The organism is Streptacidiphilus sp. PAMC 29251 (genome assembly GCF_054208735.2).
In genome coordinates, this window is record NZ_CM135725.2 from 7696190 (window position 1) to 7715011 (window position 18822).

The following is an 18822-nucleotide window of genomic DNA, read 5'->3' on the forward strand; positions in this document are numbered from 1 at the left end:
GCCCCGCGTCACCGGACCGGGTCAGGACGGGACCGGGACGCCTGCTCCGATGTCCTCCAGCTCGGCCACGACCCGGGCCGGCGCGGGCTGGCTGCGCATCTCGTCCCGCAGCCGCTCGGCGGACTCCCGGTAGCTGTGCGTTGCCAGCAGTGTGCCGAGCCCGTCGCGGATCAGCCGCGCCTCCTGAACCGGGGCCGGCACCACCGTTCCCGCGCCCGCCTCGACGATCCGCCCCGCATGGCGCACATGGTCGGGGAGGCGCGGCAGGAGCAGTTGCGGCAGGCCGTGGCTCACGGCGGTCAGCAGGCTGCCCGCGCCGCCGTGGGCGACGACGGCGTCGCAGTGCGGCAGCAGCAGGTGCAGCGGCACGGATTCGGCGACCTGGGTCCGGGACGGCAGCGCGCCGAGGAGGGCGCGCTGTTCGCCGGTGACCGCGAGCAGGACGTCCGCGTCCACGTCGCTGATCGCCCTGGCCACATCCCCGGCGAGGAAGAGGTCGCTGTCCAGCCTGCTCATCGTGGTGCCCCAGGTGACGCAGACCAGCGGGCGGCCGGACCGCTGCGGCAGCCGCCGGGGCGCGACACCGGGGCCGTTGTGCGGCACGTAGCGCATGGGCAGCCGCCGGGAGCCGACCGGGACCTGGAGCCCGGCCGGGCACGGGTCCACCGTCGCCGTCCCGAAGGGGTCGACGCCGCCCAGTCCCAGCCGCTCGGCCAGCGGCGCCAGCGCGCTGGGGAGGAACCCGCCGACGACGCTCATCAGGTCGGTCCCGTACAGGTGGCGCACGGCCGGGACGCCGAGCCGGGCCGCCGCCAGCGGCCCGGCGAAGGCGGTGGGTTCGAACACCACGAGGTCGGGCTGCCAGCTCGAGCCCAGCTCCACGAGGTCGTCGACCATGGCGTCGGCGAGGTCGACCAGCAGGTTGAGGACCCGCGGGCCGCCGCCCCCGGACCGTTGCGTCCCCGGCTGCCCTGCGGGGTTGACTGGATCGGCGGGTCTGCCCGTCACGATGTCGCGGAACACCGCCTCGGCGTCCACGTCGCGGCCGATCCGCGTGGAGGGCAGGCCGGTGCGCGACATCGTCCCGGCGAGCGCGGGTTGGCTCGCCATGAGTACGTCATGGCCTGCGGCCCGGCAGGCCCAGGCGAGCGGGACCATGGCGTACAGGTGCGACGGCCAGGCCCAGGCCGTGAAGAGGATACGCATCCCGTCATCGCAGCAGTCCCCGCTGGGGCTCCGCTCCAGCCTCTCTGGAGCTGCCCGGGGTCGGCGGCTGGCCGGGTCGCGTACGGCGTGGTGCGCGATCCGGCCGCGGTCTACCGGGACCCGTCCCCTAGGAGCCGGCGAAGGTGGGGTGGCCGGCATCTCTGACCGGGGTGTCCCAGTCGATGCGGTACTCGAACTGCCACGCCGACTTCTCGGGCTTGACCAGCTTCATGGCGACCGGCATCACCAGGTCGCGGACCACCCGCGCGACCGGTCCCGCGGCCTTGTTGCTGTTGGTGCGCGCGGCCATCGCGATGATCCGCTCGACCCTGGGCCTGCGGAGGGCCTCGTAGGTCGAGAAGGCCTGGGCGGCGGGCAGGTCGCGCAGGCATCGCGCCAGTTGCACGGCGCTCTCGATGGCGAGCGAGGCACCCTGGCCGGAGCTGGGCGAGGTGGCGTGCGCGGCGTCGCCGATCAGCACCATCCGGCCACGGCTCCAGGTGGGCACGTTGGGCAGGTCCTCCTGCGCGCCCACCACGATCAGGTCGGCCGGAACGGCCTCGGCCAGGATGCGCGCGGCCGGGGTGCGGTCCTCCGCGAAGGCCTCCCGCAGGACCCGCAGCCACTCCTGCGGGTCCACGGCCCGGGCCTGGGAGGTGTTCAGCGGCTCCGTGCGCGGCAGGTTGGCGAACCAGCCGATCCGCCCGTCGTCGAACACCTGGTAGGCGAAGAAGGCCCGCTTGCCGAAGAACATGTGCAGGGTGCCGCCGGTGGGGTCGAGCCCGGTGCGGGTGGGCGACGTCGGACGTCCGCCGAAGCCGAGCAGGCCGGTGTAGTGGGGCTTCGGCGCGCCCGGGTCGATCAGCGGCCGGACAGTGGACCGGATGCCGTCGGCGCCGATCAGGATGTCGGCGGTGGCCCAGGAGCCGTCCGAGAAGTGGGCGGTGACCCCGTCGCCGCTGTCCTCCGCCGTGACCAGCCGCTTGCCGTGCTCGACCCCGATGCCTCGGCTGACCGCGGTGTCCGCGAGCATCCGGAACATCTCGTCGCGCCACACCCCCGCGGAGGGCGGCATTCCCGGCAGCGAGCCGAACTCGGCCAGCCGCTTGCCGTTCCAGCTGTGCAGGACGATGGACGAGGTCGGCATCCCCATCGCCCGGACGGTGTCGTCCAGGCCGATCGGGGCGAGCGCGTTCACGCCGTTGGGGGCGAGGCTGATCATCCCACCGGTCCCCTCCGCCGAGTTGCCCTCGTAGGCCTCGTAGACCCGGGCCGAAATCCCGGCCCGCTGGAGGGCCATCGCGGCCACCGGGCCTGCGATCCCGCCTCCGATGACCAGTGCTGTCCTGACGTCAGTCATGTCTGCTCCCACGGAAACTCGTGCCGGTGCCGGTCGCAACCGACGGCGGCAAGCTTTTTGAGTTTTGTTCGCCCGGACGAGACCGTGGGGATGGAGCCCGGCTACCCTTGCGGTTGCCACCTCGTGGCTGGGTTCCGTTCCGCGGTTCTCGGTCGGGGGCCAGTGGCCCGAGGCGGTGTTACCGCACTGCCTCGGGCCACTTCTGTCTACTGGGTCGACCTTGCGTTCGAGCCTGTGTTCGAGGTCAACCCTGTGCACTGCCTTTCTCGGCAAGTGCGGTCAGCTCGGGCGGAACCTCTCCGGTCTCATGGAAAGCGTTCCACTGATCGAGGCCGGGAAACGAACCGGTCGTCAACTCGTCCAGAAGTGAACGGACCCATATCAGTTCGGCCTCGCGGACGGCCAGGTCGTACTCCGCCTCGATCAAGAACAATCTCGGCACCTCGCGGCCGTTCTCCTGGAGGGACAGCCGTGCCGCGGCGGTCACCTGCTCCAAGCGGACCACCCGCTGGTGGAGCAACTCGGTTGCCTCCTTGGGCGCGAGAGCGCCCAGGACCGAGAGGCCGGCCTCGAAGCGCGGGTGCTCGGTCTCCGGGGTCGAGACGAGTTCGCGCACCCAGTCCTCGAGCTCGCCCCGACCGGCCTCGGTGATCCGGTAGATGGTCCGTTCGGGGCGGCCTCCCTGCCGGTCGTTACCTGCGGCCTCCAGGTATCCGTGCTTCTCCAGGTTCTGCACGACCGTGTAGAACGACCCCCACTTGATCGGCATGTCCGTCTCCTTGCCTCTGGCACGGAGCACCATGGCCATCTCATACGGATGCATCGGTCTCTGGACGACCGACGCGAGCACGGCGAGCCCGAGCAGGTTGCCCACCTTGCGTCTCTTTGCCATGAATCCTCACCTCGCTTACGTATGCTCGTCGCCGAGTATATGTTGACGAGTATGCGGGATGCAACGTGGATCGCGGGCCTTGACGGGCCGTCGACGGGTCTTTGAGGGAGCTTCGAGCCCACGGCCGCAGGCTCTGATCCCCAGTCACAGACGGACCTGACGGAGGGAACCGGCCGTGTCCAGACCGAGCACGTTCACCGAAGTGCTGCTGTCCCGAGCGGCTGAACACGGTGATCGGACCGCCCTCGTCTTCCTCCGGCCGACGCCCGAGGGCCAGGTTCCGCAGTCCGTGTCGTACCGGCGGCTCGATCGAGCCGCCCGCGACATCGCGGCCTGGATCCAGGCGAACGGCGGCGTCGGGCAGCGTGTGCTGGTGCTCCAGTCCGAGGGCCGGGCCTTCGTCGAGAGCTTCGCCGGATGTCTCTACGCCGGAGCCGTCGCGGTGCCCGCACCCCCTGCGGACGCCGGCCAGCCCGCCATGAAGCGCTGCATGGGCATCGTCAGGGACGCCGATGTGCGGCTGGTGCTCACCGACTCCGACCACGTCGCCGACATCACCCGGCGGCTCGCGGACGCGGGCCGGGGGACGACCCGCTGCCTCGCCACCGACCTGCTTCCCGACCTCGGCGGCGGCGACTGGCGGATGCCCGACACCAGCGCCCGCGATCTCGCCTTCCTCCAGTACACCTCCGGCTCCACCAGCGAGCCCAAGGGCGTCATGGTGGCCCACCGCAACCTGCTGGCCAACCAGGCCGCGATCTCCGGGGCCATGCGCACCGGCAGCGGCTCGGTCATCGGCGGATGGCTGCCCTTCCACCACGACATGGGCCTCGTGGGCCACCTGCTGCACCCGCTGTGGCTCGGCGCGACCGGGGTGATGATGACCCCCGGGAGCTTCGTCCGCAGGCCGGTGTCCTGGCTGCGGATGATCAGCGAGTACGGGGTGACCACCGGCGGCGGCCCCAGCTTCGGCTACGAGCAGTGCGTGGAGCGGGTCACCGACGAGCAGCTCGACGGCCTGGACCTGTCGCGCTGGGAGACGGCGGTCAACGGCTCGGAACCGGTGAACCCGCGCACCCTGCGTCGCTTCGCCGATCGCTTCGCCCAGGTCGGCCTGCGGCGCGAGGCGATGTACCCGTGCTACGGCATGGCGGAGACCACGCTGCTGGTCACCGGCGGCGCCCCGGACCGACCTCCGACCGAGTTCACCGCCGACAGCGCCGCTCTGGCCGCGCACCGCCTGCTCCCGGCGGCGGGTACGGCCGGCGCAGCGGGCGACGCGGCGGCCGGGAACGGCCCCGCGGGCGGGGGCGAAGCCAGGACGCTGGTCAGCTCCGGCCGTCCACAGAACGTCGACCTGCGGATCGTCCACCCCGACAGCCGCCGGGTCCTGCCCGAGGGCATCGTCGGCGAGATCTGGGTGCGCGGCGACAGCGTCTGCCGGGGCTACTGGAACCGTCCGGCCGAGAGCGGACGCGCCTTCCGCGCCGCCACCGCCGACGGCGACCCGGGCTACTTCCGCACCGGAGACCTGGGCGTGTTCAGGGACGGCGAGCTGTACGTCACCGGCCGGCTCAAGGAGATCGTCATCCTGGCCGGTCGCAACCTCTACCCCCAGGACATCGAGGGCGCGGTCCGCCGGGCCGACCTGAGCTTCGGCATCGGCGCGGCCTTCGGCGTCGACACCGGCCGTGAGCAGGTCGTCCTTGTGCAGGAGGTGCGCCGGGCCGGGAGCTCCCGCATCGACCTGCCCGCGCTGGCGTCCACGGCACAGCGCTGCATCCTCCGTGAGTTCGACGTACCCGCCGGGAACGTGCTCCTGGTGCGCCCCGGAACGGTGCGCCGCACCACCAGCGGCAAGCTCCAGCGCGGCGAGATGCGGCGGCTGCTGCTCGAAGGCGCCATCGAGCCCATGCACCAGGTCCTGCACCCTGAGCTGCGCAAGCTGATCGGAAGCGGAGTGGCGTCATGGTGACGACGAAGCGAACCCTGATGACGGAGACGGAGAGCAGGAGGCCCGGTGTGCGGCACGCCTCCTGGGAACTGGCCGCCCGCTTCGACCAGGCGCTCGGCGACCCGTGCGACCCTGCGTCCCTGTTCTCCTACCAGAAGTCCATGCTGTTGGACACGGCGGAGGAGTTCCCGGCGGAGATCTGCGCCGCCCTCAACGCCTGGGGCCTGCCGGAGTACTACGTTCCCGCCCACTTCGGCGGCCGGCTGGCCAGCCTGGAGGACCTCCAGCAGCTCATCCGGATGCTCGCCCGGCGGGACCTCACCGTCGCCATCGGGCACGCCAAGACCTTCCTCGGCGCGGTCCCGGTCTGGGCCTCGGGCAACCACGGGGCGGCGCTGCGGCTCGCCGGCCTGATTCGCGACGGCGCCCAGGTCGCCCTGGGGCTCACCGAGCGCACCCACGGCAGCGACATCATGGCCGGGGAGCTCACCGCCGACGAGTCGGCCGACGGCTACCGGGTGAACGGCGAGAAGTGGCTGATCAACAACGCCAGCCGGGGACGGCTGCTGAGCCTGCTCACCCGTACCTCGCCGACCGGGGGGCCGCGCGGCTTCACCCTGTTCCTGATCGACAAGGCCTCACTCCCCAGCGGTACCTATCGCTGCCTGCCCAAGGTGTCGACCGTGGGCATCCGTGGCGCGGACATCAGCGGCGTGGTGCTCCAGGACGCCCCGATCGGCCGCGACGCCGTCATCGGCGACGTGGGCGGCGGCGCTGAGCTGCTGCTCAAGGCCCTCCAGCTGTCCCGCACGCTGTGCCCCGCGCTGTCCCTGGGCGCGGCCGACCACGCCCTGCGGCTGGTCGTCGGCTTCACGGCGGAGCGCGAGCTCTACGGACGCCGCCTGGCGGACCTGCCGCTGACGCGGCACGTCCTCGCCGACGCCTATGCCGACCTGCTGCTCTGCGAGGCGCTGAGCACGGTGTCCACCCGCAGCATCCACGCCCTGCCCAGCGAACTGAGCGTGACCTCCGCCGTCGCCAAGTACCTGGTGCCCACGCTCGTGGACGGAACCGTGACCGCGCTCGGATCGCTGCTCGGCGCGCGCTCCTTCCTCGCCGACCACTACGAGCACGGTCGGTTCCAGAAGCTCGCCCGCGACCACCGGATCGTCGGCGTCTTCGACGGCAACACCATGGTCAACCTCTACTCGCTGGTGGCCCAGTTCCGTTCGCTCGCCCGCAACTACCTCGCCCCCGGGGACCACCGCCCGCACCTGGCGGGCATCTTCGACCTGAAACGCAAGCTGCCGGACTTCGTACCGCACCGCCTCACGCTGCTCTCCCGCTACGGCAGCAGCATCCTGGGGACGCTCCCGGCAGCGGTGGACCGGCTGACCGCCGAGGCCGTCCACCAGCCGGCGCTGTCCGGCGCGGCGGCCCGCGCCGTCGAGCTGCTCGCCGAGGCGGACGCGCTGCACCGGCGGATCGCCACCCGGATGGAGACCGTCGGGGACGCCGCGCCGGAGAGCTTCGAGGACGCTCGCTGCTACGCCCTGTGTTTCGCCGGAGCCGCCGCGCTGGGCCTGTGGGAGCACACCCGCGCCTCGGCCGAGGCCGGTCCCACCGGGGCGCTGTGGCAGGACGGCCTGTGGCTGGAGGGCGCGCTGGCCCGGGTGCTCCACCACCTGGGGACCCGCCCGGCGGTGCCGCAGCGCGGCGACCTGCTGACTGCGCGGCTGTACGAGCAGTGCGTGACCCAGTACAGGGAGGGCCTTCTGTTCTCCCTGCTGCCTTGCCCGATCGCAGAGGGACAGCCGACATGCTGAAGAACGAGGACCCCGTGGTCTCCGACTCCGCCGAGCGCAGGGTGCGGACGAGGATCGCGGCTCTGGAGAAGCTGCTCGCCGACCCGCACGACCCGCAGAACCCCTTCGGACATGCCGCCGTGCTCGCCGCCGACGAGCGCGGTGAGCTGCTGCCGCAGGCCGAGCAGGCGCTCGCGGAGTTCGGGCTCAACGAGGAGTTCGTGCCGCGCGCACTCGGCGGCCGACTGGACCGGGTGGACAACCTGGCCAGAGTGCTGCGGTCGGTCTTCCGCCGGGATCCGTCGCTCGGCCTCGGCTACGGCGTGACCTCCTTCCTCGCGGCGATCGCGGTCTGGGCGTCCGGGAACGAGGCACAGCGGCGGTGGACTGCCGACCTGCTGCTGAACGGCGGCCGGCTGGCCATCGCCTACCACGAGCTGGCCCACGGCAACGACTTCGTCAGGAACGAGTTCGCCGCGCTGCCGGACGGCACGGACTACCTGCTCGACGGCCGCAAGGAGGTCATCAACAACGCCGAGCGGGCCGAGGGCCTGGTGCTGTTCAGCCGCACCACGGCCGAGCCGGGACCGCGCAGCCACTCGGTGCTGCTGGTCGACACCTCGGCCCTGCCTGCCGACCGCTTCGACCACCTGCCCCGCTACCGCACGGTCGGGGTGCGCGGCTGCGAGATCGGCGGATTCGAGTTCCGCCAGTGCCCGCTGCCCGGCGACGCCCGGGTCGGCCTGCCCGGCGAGGGCGTGGAGATCGCGCTGCGCTCCTTCCAGATCACCCGCAGCGTGGTGCCCGGCATGGTGCTCGGCGGGGCCGACACGGCCCTGCGCACCGTCGTCGGCTTCGCCGTGCAGCGGGAACTGTACGGGCGCTCGCTGCTGGCCATCCCGCATGTCCGCTCGACCATCGCCGCGTCCTTCGCCGACCTGCTGGTGAGCGACTGCCTGTGCCTGGTCGCGACCCGCGCGGTGCACCTGCTGCCCGAGCAGACCAGCGTCTACGCGGCCGTCGTCAAGTATCTGGTGCCCAAGCTGCTCCAGGAGACGACCTACGACCTGTCGATCGTGCTGGGAGCCAACTTCTATGTGCGCAACGGCGACTTCGGGGTGTTCCAGAAGCACGTCCGCGACCTGCCGATGACCAGCCTGGGCCACGCCGGCACCGCCGCCTGCCAGGCCACCATCATCCCGCAGCTGCCCCGGCTCGCCCGGCGCTCGTGGACCCTGGGCGAGCCGGCCCCGCGCGCGCTGTTCCGCCTGCACGAGGACCTGCCGCCGCTCGACACCGAGCGGCTGACCCTGGCCGCCGACCAGGACGCCCTGGTCGCCTCGCTGCTCTCCGGGTCCGAGCGGCTCGAAGGGCCCGAGGGGCGCGGCGACGAGCTGGCCGGGGTGCGCGCCATGGTCCGCACCCTCGTGGCCGAGCTGCACCGCTGCCGGGAGGAGGCCCTGGCGCTGAGCCCGCAGGACCGCACCGCGCTGGCCAGTCCGCACGCCTACGCCGTGGCCGACCGCTACGCCCTGGTGCTGGCGGGCTCGGCGTGCCTCAACGTCTGGCTCGACCGGCAGGAGGACACCTCGGCGTTCCTCGCCGATCCGCGCTGGCTGGCGGCGGCACTCACCCGTGTCGTCCGGCGGCTCGGCCGGGCACTCCCCGAGGAAGCGGCGTTCGACGTGGACTGGATGCTCCAGGAAGTCCTCGAGCGGCACCGTAGCGTCCGGAGCTACGACCTTTACGACACACCGCTCGCGGGTTGAAGGAGGAGACGCGATGCCTGGCACCACGGAGCAGCAGTTCCGCGACTGGCTGATCGACCGGGTCAGCCGCTATGTGCGGCGACCGGCTGGGGAGATCGACCTCAGCGCGCCCTTCGCCGAGTACGGCATGGACTCGGTCGCCGCGCTCAGCCTCTTCGGCGACATCGAGGACGCCTTCGGGATGTACCTGGAGCCGACGGTGGCCTGGGACCACCCCACCGTCGAGTCGCTGGCCCGGTTCCTCGCACTGGAGATCACGAACGGAGTCGTCCCGTGAACGCAGGCGTGGCCGTCGTCGGGCTCGACTGCCGGTTCCCCGGCGCGCCCGGCCCCGAGGAGTTCTGGCGGCTGCTGCTCGACGGCGGCGACGCGATCGGCGAGCGCCCGCCGTCGCGCGGCGCGGGCCGGGACACCCCCGGCGGCTTCCTGGCCGACGCCGACGCCTTCGACCACGCGTTCTTCGGCATCAGCCGGGCCGAGGCCGCCACGATGGACCCCCAGCAGCGGCTGCTGCTCCAGACCGCCTGGCGGGCGCTGGAGGACGCCGGGCTCAACCCGCTCCGGCTGGCCGGCAGCGACACCGGCGTCTACGTGGGCGCGATGGCCGACGACTGGTCGCGGCTCCAGTTGGACGGCAGCACCGAGATCACCCCGCGCACCGGGACGGGCGCGGGCCGGTCCATGCTGGCCAACCGGCTCTCCTACCAGTTCGACCTGCGCGGTCCCAGCCTCACCGTGGACTCGGCCTGCTCCTCGGCCCTGGTCGCGTTGCACCTGGCGGTGAACGCCCTGCTGGCCGGGGAGTGCGACACGGCCCTCGTCGGCGGCGTCAACCTGGTGATGTCGGACGTCCTGGACCAGATCTACGCCCAGGCCGGGCTGGCCGCCCCCGACGGGCGCTGCAAGCCCTTCGGCGGCGGGGCCGACGGCATCGGCAGGGCCGAGGGCGTCGGCGTGGTGGTGCTGCGGCGGCTGGCCGACGCCCAGCGCGACGGCAGCCCGGTGCACGCGGTGATCCGCGGCAGCGCGGTCAACCAGGACGGCCGCAGCAACGGCATCATGGCCCCCTCCCGGCGGGCGCAGCGGGACGTCATGCTGGCGGCCTGCCGCCGGGCGGGCGTCGCGCCGGGCCGGGTCAGCTGGGTCGAGGCGCACGGCACCGGAACTCCGGTCGGGGACCTGATCGAGGCCCGGGCCCTGGGCGACGTCTACGGCGGGGACCGCGCGACGGCCTGCCGGATCGGCTCGGTCAAGGGCAACATCGGCCACGCCGAGGGAGCAGCCGGGATGGCGGGCCTGATCAAGGTCGTGCTGGCGCTGCGCCACGGCGTGGTCCCCGCGGTGCGGACCTCGGGCGGCGAGCATCCCTCACTGGACCTGCGCGGCCACGGGCTGCGGCTGCTGGACGCCCCGTTGACGCTACCCCGGGACACCGAGGTGCTGGCGTCGGTGTCCAGCTTCGGGATGGGCGGCAGCAACGTCCACGTCGTGCTGGGTACCGCCCCGACGCGGTCCGGTGACGCGGGTGCTGCGGACGGCACCGATGAGCGGAGCAGCACCGATGAGCGAAGCAGCACCGACGACGCTGCCGCACCGGGGGTGTTCACGCTCACCTCGGTCGACGCGAAGGGGCTCAGACGGAACCTGCTCGCCCAGGCCGATGCGCTGGCGGGGCGGGTCGGGGAGCCGGTCGCCCCGCTGTGCTGGAGCAGCAACCGGGTGCGCGGGGGGCTGCCGTACCGGATCGCGCTGCCCGCGGCCGACACCGCGGGGCTGGTCGCCGCGCTTCGGGCGGCGGGCGCGGCCCCGGGGGCCGGCGGAGCCGCGCCCGACGAGCCGCCCCTGATCGGCTTCCTGTTCACCGGGCAGGGTTCTCAGTACCCGGGCATGACGACCCGGCTGTACCGGGAGTCGCCGCGCTACCGTCACCACCTGGACGCCGCCTCCCGCGTCCTGGAGCCGCACCTCGGCGGCTCCGTGGTCGCACTGCTGCTGGACCGCGACCCGCAGGTGCACCGCACCCGTTGGACCCAGCCGGCCGTCTTCGCCGTCGAGTACGCCCTCGCGGCGACCCTCGCCGAGCTCGGGGTCCGGCCGGACGCCATCCTCGGCCACAGCATCGGCGAGTTCGCGGCGGCCGTGTCCTCGGGCGCGCTGGCCCTGGAGGACGCCGCCGAGTTGGTCGCGGTCCGCGCGACGGTGATGGACGCGCTCCCCGGGGGTGGCGGGATGCTCGCGGTCCGGGCCCGCCCCGAGGACGTCGCGGACCTGGTCGCGGCCGAGCCGCTGGTCTCGCTCGCGGCGGTCAACGGACCCCTGGCCGTCGTGCTCTCCGGGGACGGCGCCGGCCTCGCCCGGATCCGGGAGCACCTGGACGAACGGCAGTTGGCCGCGACCGCCCTGAAGGTCTCCCACGGGTTCCACTCGGTGCTGATGGAGCCGGCCCTGGACGGATTCCGCAGCCGGGTCCCGAGGACCGTGTCCGCGCCCGTCCGGATCCCGGTGTTCTCGACGGTGACCGGCGGGGTCCTGGACGGCGGCTTCGACGTGGACTACTGGAGCAGCCACATCACCGGGACGGTGCGTTTCGCCGACGCCGCCCGGGCGATGCTCAAGGCCGGGGTCACCCACCTGCTGGAGGTGGGGCCCAAGCCCGTGCTGACCCGGCTGGTCACCCAGTTCCCGGGGGCGGGCGGCCTCGCGGCCAGCGCCGTGTTCCGGGACGAAGGGTCGGGCGCGTTCTCCCTCGCCGAGGCCCTGGCGGCGCTGTACCGCGGCGGCGTGCCCGTGGAATGGGACACGTTCTACGCTTCCGCCCACCGGGTGCTGACTCCGCTGGCGACGCAGCGTTTCGACGACTCGGTCCGGATGTGGCACGAGCCGCCGCCCGCGCCGGAGCACCCGGTCCCGGCGTCCCCGGTCGTCCCCCGGTACGACTCGCCGGTGGAGTGCGTCCGGGACGGCGTCGCCGGCATCCTGCGGATCGACGTCGGGCAGGTCGGCCTCGGCGACCGCTTCTACGACGACCTCGGCTTTGACTCGGTGATGTTCATGCAGCTCAAGTACCTGCTGGAGGAGGGCTTCCCGCAGTTGGGCGAGCTCTCCATCCCCGAGATGATGTCCAGTCTGATCACCGTGGAGACCCTGGCCTGCTACCTGAGCTCCCAGCTCACCGCGGTCGCGGCGTGATGGCCGGGGTCCGGATGCAGCTGCGGTCGGCGGCCGGGGCGCTGCCCGGAGCGCCGGTGGACAACGTCGAGCTCCAGGCCCGGCTGGGTCTCGCGGCGGAGTGGGTGGACCGCTTCGTCGGCACTCGGACCCGCCACTTCGCCGCAGGCACGGCCGACCTGGCCGACCTGTGCACCGCGGCGGCGCTCAGCGCGCTGGACTCGGCCGGGTTCGGCCCGAAGCAGCTGGACTTCGTGGTGCTCGCCACGGCCACCCCCGACGCGCTGATGCCCACCACTGCCAATGTCGTCGCTGACCGGCTGGGCGTTTCCGGGGTCCCCGTCCTGCAGATCCAGTCGGGATGCTCGGGGACCGTCCAGGCCCTCGCCCTGGCCGAGGCCCTGCTGGCCACCGGGGCCCGCCACGGCCTCGTCCTCGGCGGCGACGTCGTGACCAAGCACTTCTCGCTCGACCGCGACTTCCGGCGGATGCCGTCACGGGAGCTGGTCAACTACGTCCTGTTCGGCGACGGTGCGGGCGCGGCCGTCGTCTCCGCCGAGGCCGCGCCCGGATCGGCGGCCTGCCTGGCCGCCAGGCACCGCCCGGTGCTGCCCGGGCGGGCGCCCGGGCAGTCCGTGGAGTGGTACGGGGCCGCCGAGCGGGACTCCGTCAGGCCGCCGGTCACCGAGGACTACCAGGCCGTGCGGCAGCTGGTGCCCGAACTGGCCCGGCAGGAGGGCAAGGAACTGCTCGGGCTGCTTGACTGGTCCGGCCGCGACCTCGCCTACCTGCTGCCGCCCCAGCTCGGCGGCCTGTTGACCGAGCAGATCACCGCCGGGCTGCGCGAGGCACTGGGCGCGGACCGGGCCGTGGAGGTCTCCTGCGTCGCCGAGACCGGCAACACGGGCAACGCGCTGCTGCTGCTCCAGCTGGAGCGGCTGCTGCCCCGGCTCGCCCCTGGCGACAGGGTTCTCGCCGTCTCTGTCGAATCCAGTCATTGGATTGTCGGAAGCCTTGCACTGGAGGGATCATGACGGTGTATCAGACACCAAGCGCCGAACCCGGGTCCGGCGCCGGAGCCGTGGACGACCCGGTGGCCCTCGTCGCCCTGCTCAACGCCGAGCTGGGCCTGGCCTGGCAGCCCGACATGGTCCGGCTGCCGCTGGAGGCGCTGCCCGGCTGGGACTCCCTGCTGCTGCTGCGCCTGGTCGGCGTGCTGGAGGAGACCCTCCGGCGACCGCTGCCGGTGGCTGAGTTCCTCTCGGCGGCAAGCCTGGAGGAGATCGGGATCCTGGCGGCGGCGACATGACCGGCGGCGACATGACCGGCGGGGGCACGGCACGCGGGGACAGCGCCGCCGCCGACCGGGGACGGCGGCACACCCGCTACTTCCTGGAGTGGGCGGCCGGCAGCGCCTTCCCGGTCCACCTGGGCGCACAGGTCGACATGTCAGGCGTCGAGCAGCACCGCGTCGCAGCCGCGGACCTGGGCAGGCGCTACTCCCACGTCAGCTACCTGCTGTACGCCGCAGGCCGGGTGCTGGCCGTGCACCCGGAGGCCAATGCCACCGCCGTCGGCGGCCTGTGGCCGCGCACGGTCCGCTTCGACCGGGTCCACGCCAAGCTCGCCCTGGACCGCGGCACGCCGCACGGCCGGGTCGTCCACACCGCTGTGGTCAGGGACGTCGACCGGCTGGACCTGGCCGCGATCCAGGCGCTGGTCGACCGCTACCGGGACGGGCCGGTCGAGGAAACTGCCCGGCGCGGCCGGGGTGCGGCTGCTCGACCGGCTGCCGCCGCCGCTGGGGCGGCTGGCGTTCCGTGCCGCCGTGGCTCGGCCGGGACGCAGGTCCGCGCTGCTCGGCACGGTCTCGGTGAGCTCCCTCGGTCACCGCCGGGTGGACACCTTCCAGTCGTACGGCGGCACCGCGGTCACCCTGACCGCGGGCCGGGTCGCCCCGACGCCGTGCGCGGGACCGGCGGGAACCACCACCGTGCCGGTCCTGCGCCTCGGGCTGACCTTCGACCACCGGGTCCTCGACGGAGCCGCGGCTGCGGACGTCCTCGACGAACTCGTTCAGCTACTGGAGGCATGCGATGCCGCTCTTCCCGGCGGATGGGACGACCCGCGACGATCCTTCGGCGATGGGGCGGCCGATCCGGTTGACCGGCCCGGAGGGCCCCTGGCAGTCCTACCTTGAGGCGCTGAACGAGCGCGGGAGCGCCCTGGTCCACGCGCGCCTGGAGGACTGGGCGCCGGACGACCTCGACGACCCCTCGCTGGAGCGGATGCTCGGTCAGGACTGGTCCCGCTACCAGGGCATGCGGCACCGCCAGGTCAAGGCCCGGTTCGCGGCCTCCCGGCTGCTGGTCAAACAGGTCGCGGGGCAGGCCATCGAGGCTCCGCCGGAGACGGTGGAGCTGGCCTACAGGCCCGGCGGGCGGCCCTACGTGCGCGGCTGCGACCAGATCGACATCAGCCTCAGCCACACGGACGAGCTGCTGCTGGTCGGCACCACCCGGCGCGGCCTGATCGGCGTGGACGCCGAGCTCTCCGACCGGATGATGCTCACCCCCGGCATCGAGCGCCAGGTCTGCACGCCGTACGAGCGGATCATGATCGCCCAGGTGCCCGAGCACGAGCGCAACCAGGAGATGGTGCGGCTGTGGACCCTCAAAGAGGCCTACAGCAAGGCCATCGGCCAGGGGATGCGCTTCCGCTTCAACGAGTTCGGCTTCGGCCCGGCCGGCCGGCCGCTCCAAGTGCTCCGCCCGGACGGCACGCCCGGCACCGGCGACGAGTGGGAGCTGGGCTCCTGCCGGGTCGACGACCTCTACACCGTCAGCTGGGCGCACTACGACGCGGGCTTCGGCGACACCGCCGACACCCGCGCCGGGACCATGCTGGACGAGGGCCTGCTGGAGACCCTCATCTCCCTGGGAAGCGCAGGGCCGGGATGAGGGCCGCCGACACGATCGAGGCCGACGTCTGCGTCGTCGGCGCAGGCCCCGCCGGCATGGCGCTCGCGCTGGCCCTGGTCGAGCGCGGGCTGCGGACGGCGGTGCTGGAGCGCGCTCCTGGCGCGCGGCGCGACTTCCGGGGCGAGTCGCTCTCGCCCGACGGTGTCTGGCGTCTCGACCGCCTCGGCGTGCTCGACGCGCTGCGCGCCGACGCACTGACGGTGCGCAGGCTCGAGGTCGCCGACGCCGGGCGCACCGTCCTCTCCGTGGACTTCGCCGACTTCCCCCATGCCCACCGGTACCCGCTGGAGCTGCCGCAGCCCAGGCTGCTGGCCGTCCTCGCCGAGGCCGCCTCGGCCTGCCCCGGATACCTGCCGCTGCCGCACGCGACGGCGACCGCCCTGCTGCGCGACGCGAGCGGCCGGGTCGCCGGGGTCCGCGCCTCGACCCCCGGCGGCGACCTGGTCGTCCGGTCCCGGCTCACCGCCGCCGCCGACGGTCGGCGCAGCGCCGTCCGCGGCCTGGCAGGCCTGGCCGCGGTGGCGACCCCGCTGCAACGCGACGTGCTGTGGCTGCGGCTGCCCCAGGTGTGGGACGAGCCCGCCTACCGGGTGCGGATCCGGGGCGACCGCCATGCACTGCTGCTGCCCGACTCCGGCGGCACGGTCCGGGTGGGGTTCAACATCCCCAAGGGCGGCCTGCGGGAACTGCGCGCCCAGGGCGTCCAGGCGTTGCTGGACCGGCTGGACGAGCTGGCCCCGGAACTGTCCGAAGTCGCCGCGAAGCACATCGGGGACTGGTCCGACACCGCGCTGCTGGACATCTTCAGCACGGTCGTGCCGCGCTGGTGGCAGCCGGGCCTGGTGCTGCTCGGCGACGCGGCGCACACCCTCTCGCCGGTCCTCGGTCAGGGCGTCCACCATGCCCTGGCCGACGCGGCCACGCTCGCCCCGCTCGTGGACGCGGCCCTGCGCGACGGCTCCCCGGCCGCGCTGGACACGGGACTCGCCGCGTACCAGCGCCGCAGGCAGGCCCCGGTCGCCCGGTCCCGAGCCCTCCAGGCCCGGCAGGAGCGGATCTTCACCTGGTCCTCGCCGCCGGGCGCGGCGCTGCGCCGCACTGTCTACCGCGCCCTGGACGCCAGCGCCGCACTGCGCCGCCGGGTACTGGAGCCCGCCTACTTCGCCGACCAGCAGGCCGCACACGAGGAGGAGACATGACGACCCGTCCCACCCCCGTCCCGGGCGGCGCGACCGCCGATCCGACCGGCGCCGCCGGACTCCGGGAACTCGCCGGACTCGCCCTGCTGCACGCCCAGGCCCAGGGTCTCCCCGAGCAGCAGGCCCGCGCCGTCCTGGACCGGATCACCCACCCCTGGGGCGAGTCCCCCGGCTCCTGGGGACGGGTCTGGAGCGCCGAGGGCGACCGGCTCACCGCCCAGGGACTTCACCTGGACGCCTGCCGCCACTACGCCGTCGGCCGCTTCCCCTACCCCGGCGACGGATCCAGGGCGCTCGCGCAGCACCGTTGCGTCGAGGCCTTCGACCGCTGGCGCGCCGAGCAGCCCGGCCGGATCGAGCGCCTGGAACTGCCCATGGACGACGGCCGGTTCACCGCCTGGGCGGCCGGCCTCGACGCCACCCCGCCCCGCCCGCTGCTGGTCGTCCTGGGCGGTATCGTCAGCGTCAAGGAGCAGTGGGCGCCGCTGCTCGCCTTCGCGGACGACCTCGGCCTCGCCGTCGCCGTCACCGAGTTGCCGGGCGTCGGTGAGAACACCCTGCGCTACGACCTACGCAGCTGGCGGATGCTCTCGGCCCTGCTCGACCGGCTCGCCGACCGCGCCGACGTCTCCCGCACCGCCGCCGTCGCACTCAGCTTCGGCGGCCACCTGGCGCTGCGCTGCGCCCTCAACGACCCCAGGATCGCCGGGGTGGCGACGGTGGGCGCGCCGCTGCGGCAGTTCTTCGAGGACCGCTCATGGCAGCGTCAGGTCCCGTTGACCACGGTCCTGTGCCTGGCCCGTGCCGCCCAGGTGGTGCCGCCTGCCGTCTTCGGCCACGTCCGCGGCTGGGGGCTGACGGACGAGGAGCTGCGGCGGCTGCGCATCCCGGTGCACTATGTCGCCAGTCTCAGGGACGAGATCGTCCCTCTCGGCGAGGCCGCCATCCTGCGCAGGGCCGGGGTGCCCGGCGAGGTCACGGTCTTCGACGACGTCCACGGCGCGCCCGCGCACCTGGACCGCACCCGGTCCCTGCTGCTGGGCGCGGCCCTGGACGTCGCGCGGACGCCCGTCGTCGCGGCGACGGACGTCACCAGCTTCACCAGCTGACGGGCAGCTCGATCAGCCGGTTCACCAGCAGCCCGCTGTGCGTCCGCAGGTCCGACGCCGGCACGTGCAGTCGCAGCCCGGGCAGCCTGCGGGCCAGGGTCGTGACCGCGATGGCGAGTTCGGCACGGGCCAGGGACGCGCCCAGGCAGTAGTGGACCCCGTGGCCGAAGGCCAGGTGCGGCCGCCCGCCGCGGCCGGGGTCGAAGGAGTCGGCGTCGGGGAAGACCCGCTCGTCCCGGTTGGCGGAGCCGATGGCGGCGACGACCGCGCTGTTGCGGGGGATCAGCGTCCCGCCGACCTCCACGTCGCGCAGGGTCACCCGCAGTGGGCCGCCGTCGCCCAGCGGGTTGTAGCGCAGCAGTTCCTCCACCAGGGCCGCCGTGTCCGCCGGCAGCGCGGACAGGCCGCCGGTCCTGAGCAGCAGCGTCAGCACCGAGGAGCCGATCATTCCTGCCGTGGTCTCGTGCCCGGCGATCAGCAGGGTCATCGCCATGGTCAGCAGCTCGCGCTCGTCGAGATCCGCCCCGGCCAGGGCGCTCAGCAGGTCGTCCCCGGGCTGCTTGCGCTTCGACGAGACCAGGGCGGCGAGGTAGCCCAGCAGTTCGCCCCTGGCGGTGGGGCTGGGGGAGTCCAGTGAGAGCAGGGAGTCGGACCAGCCCTGGAAGCGCTCGCGGTCGGCGAAGGGCACGCCGAGCAGTTCGCAGATCACGAAGGCCGGCAGCGGGAAGGCATAGCCCGCGATCAGGTCCGCGCCGGGGCCGGCCTCGATCAGCGCGTCCACGAGCCGGTCCGCCGCGGCGGCGATCAGCGGTCGCAGCTGCTCGGTACGGCGCGGGGTGAACTCCCTGGCGACCAGCGCCCGCAGGCCGGTGTGCTCGGGCGGGTCCAGGGTGAAGAGGCCGCCCGCGTCGAAGGGCATCGAGGTGAGCTTGGGCGCTTCGGGGAGCACGGTCGCGGCCCGGCTGAACGCGGGGTCGCCGAGGACCGTGCGGACGTCCTGGTAGCGGCTCAGCAGGTAGCCGGGGTCACCGCTGGGCAGGACGGTCCTGGCCACCGGGCAGCCGGCCCGAAGCGTCCGGTAGAGGGGCGGGACCTCGGTCGCGCTGGGTCGGGCCGGAGGGTAGACGACGTCGGGCGCGGGGACTTCCGGCGCGGGCGCGATGGGTGCCGCTGTTGCTGCTGCTGGTCCTTCGGAGGAGGGCGACATACCGGAAGGGTTCGTCCGGCGGCTCGAACAGCAGTCGATCCCACGTCGATCCCGTGTCGAGCGTCCGTGCGTCGGGGACCGCCGTCCTGGACCGGCGCTGGAGTCGGCCTTGAGCGGCCGTCGCCACCATGGAACGTGACCCGCATAAAGGGCGCGGGCTTGCAGGGAGGTT

General features: G+C 73.4%; 16 protein-coding genes. 11 read left to right on the forward strand and 5 right to left on the reverse strand.

Annotated elements, in window-relative coordinates; translation table 11 throughout:
• Positions 1-21: 21 nt before the first annotated feature.
• The 3 genes from ACXKR8_RS36400 to ACXKR8_RS36410 all read right to left on the reverse strand — a co-directional run bounded on the left by ACXKR8_RS36400 (position 22) and on the right by ACXKR8_RS36410 (position 3440).
• Complete coding sequence (locus ACXKR8_RS36400) at positions 22-1206, reverse strand: nucleotide disphospho-sugar-binding domain-containing protein (RefSeq protein ID WP_458268813.1); 1185 nt, start codon at positions 1204-1206, stop codon at positions 22-24.
• Positions 1207-1333: 127 nt separating this feature from the next.
• Positions 1334-2566 carry an FAD-dependent monooxygenase gene (locus tag ACXKR8_RS36405; protein ID WP_458268814.1) on the reverse strand — a complete coding sequence of 411 codons (1233 nt, stop codon included), beginning with the start codon at positions 2564-2566 and terminating at the stop codon, positions 1334-1336.
• A 244-nt stretch (positions 2567-2810) separates the two neighbouring features.
• Positions 2811-3440: a PadR family transcriptional regulator gene (locus ACXKR8_RS36410; RefSeq protein ID WP_458268815.1), complete on the reverse strand. Its 630-nt coding sequence runs from the start codon at positions 3438-3440 to the stop codon at positions 2811-2813.
• A 193-nt stretch (positions 3441-3633) separates the two neighbouring features.
• Between ACXKR8_RS36410 and ACXKR8_RS36415 the strand changes: the two genes are divergently transcribed.
• Genes ACXKR8_RS36415 through ACXKR8_RS36445 form a run of 7 tightly spaced genes read left to right on the forward strand, consistent with a single transcriptional unit; the run spans position 3634 to position 13463 of the window.
• A complete protein-coding gene (locus ACXKR8_RS36415; RefSeq protein WP_458268816.1) occupies positions 3634-5433 on the forward strand; it encodes a fatty acyl-AMP ligase in 1800 nt (599 codons plus the stop codon).
• A complete protein-coding gene (locus tag ACXKR8_RS36420; protein WP_458268817.1) occupies positions 5427-7238 on the forward strand; it encodes an acyl-CoA dehydrogenase family protein in 1812 nt (603 codons plus the stop codon). The genes ACXKR8_RS36415 and ACXKR8_RS36420 overlap by 7 nt, the downstream gene beginning before the upstream one ends.
• Entirely contained in the window at positions 7232-8986 is a 1755-nt protein-coding gene (locus tag ACXKR8_RS36425; RefSeq protein ID WP_458268818.1) for an acyl-CoA dehydrogenase family protein, read from the forward strand. Before ACXKR8_RS36420 ends, ACXKR8_RS36425 begins: the two co-directional genes overlap by 7 nt.
• Before the next feature lie 13 nt (positions 8987-8999).
• Positions 9000-9263 carry an acyl carrier protein gene (locus ACXKR8_RS36430; RefSeq protein ID WP_458268819.1) on the forward strand — a complete coding sequence of 88 codons (264 nt, stop codon included), beginning with the start codon at positions 9000-9002 and terminating at the stop codon, positions 9261-9263.
• Positions 9260-12175, forward strand: coding sequence for a type I polyketide synthase (locus ACXKR8_RS36435; RefSeq protein ID WP_458268820.1), 2916 nt, complete (start codon positions 9260-9262; stop codon positions 12173-12175). Before ACXKR8_RS36430 ends, ACXKR8_RS36435 begins: the two co-directional genes overlap by 4 nt.
• 14 nt (positions 12176-12189) lie before the next feature.
• Positions 12190-13188, forward strand: a complete 999-nt coding sequence (locus ACXKR8_RS36440) for a 3-oxoacyl-ACP synthase (RefSeq protein ID WP_458268821.1) — start codon at positions 12190-12192, stop codon at positions 13186-13188.
• A complete protein-coding gene (locus ACXKR8_RS36445; RefSeq protein ID WP_458268822.1) occupies positions 13185-13463 on the forward strand; it encodes an acyl carrier protein in 279 nt (92 codons plus the stop codon). The genes ACXKR8_RS36440 and ACXKR8_RS36445 overlap by 4 nt, the downstream gene beginning before the upstream one ends.
• A 140-nt stretch (positions 13464-13603) precedes the next feature.
• On the opposite strand, the gene ACXKR8_RS36450 is transcribed toward ACXKR8_RS36445, so the two are convergent.
• Positions 13604-14020, reverse strand: a complete 417-nt coding sequence (locus ACXKR8_RS36450; RefSeq protein WP_462099966.1) for a hypothetical protein — start codon at positions 14018-14020, stop codon at positions 13604-13606.
• Between the two features lie 7 nt (positions 14021-14027).
• Between ACXKR8_RS36450 and ACXKR8_RS36455 the strand changes: the two genes are divergently transcribed.
• The 4 genes from ACXKR8_RS36455 to ACXKR8_RS36470 are packed head-to-tail and all read left to right on the forward strand — an operon-like array spanning position 14028 to position 17443.
• On the forward strand, positions 14028-14354 hold the full coding sequence (locus ACXKR8_RS36455; RefSeq protein ID WP_462099967.1) for a 2-oxo acid dehydrogenase subunit E2: 327 nt from the start codon (positions 14028-14030) through the stop codon (positions 14352-14354).
• The gene (locus tag ACXKR8_RS36460) at positions 14299-15114 is read left to right on the forward strand and encodes a 4'-phosphopantetheinyl transferase family protein (protein ID WP_458268824.1); all 816 of its coding nucleotides are present in this window, start codon (positions 14299-14301) and stop codon (positions 15112-15114) included. Before ACXKR8_RS36455 ends, ACXKR8_RS36460 begins: the two co-directional genes overlap by 56 nt.
• Positions 15111-16334 (forward strand): FAD-dependent monooxygenase, encoded by a 1224-nt coding sequence (locus ACXKR8_RS36465; RefSeq protein WP_458268825.1) that lies wholly within the window; start codon positions 15111-15113, stop codon positions 16332-16334. Before ACXKR8_RS36460 ends, ACXKR8_RS36465 begins: the two co-directional genes overlap by 4 nt.
• On the forward strand, positions 16331-17443 hold the full coding sequence (locus ACXKR8_RS36470) for an alpha/beta fold hydrolase (protein WP_458268826.1): 1113 nt from the start codon (positions 16331-16333) through the stop codon (positions 17441-17443). Before ACXKR8_RS36465 ends, ACXKR8_RS36470 begins: the two co-directional genes overlap by 4 nt.
• Here the strand turns inward: ACXKR8_RS36470 and ACXKR8_RS36475 are convergent.
• Positions 17433-18650 carry a cytochrome P450 gene (locus ACXKR8_RS36475; protein WP_458268827.1) on the reverse strand — a complete coding sequence of 406 codons (1218 nt, stop codon included), beginning with the start codon at positions 18648-18650 and terminating at the stop codon, positions 17433-17435. The genes ACXKR8_RS36470 and ACXKR8_RS36475 overlap by 11 nt on opposite strands.
• Between the last annotated feature and the right edge of the window lie 172 nt (positions 18651-18822).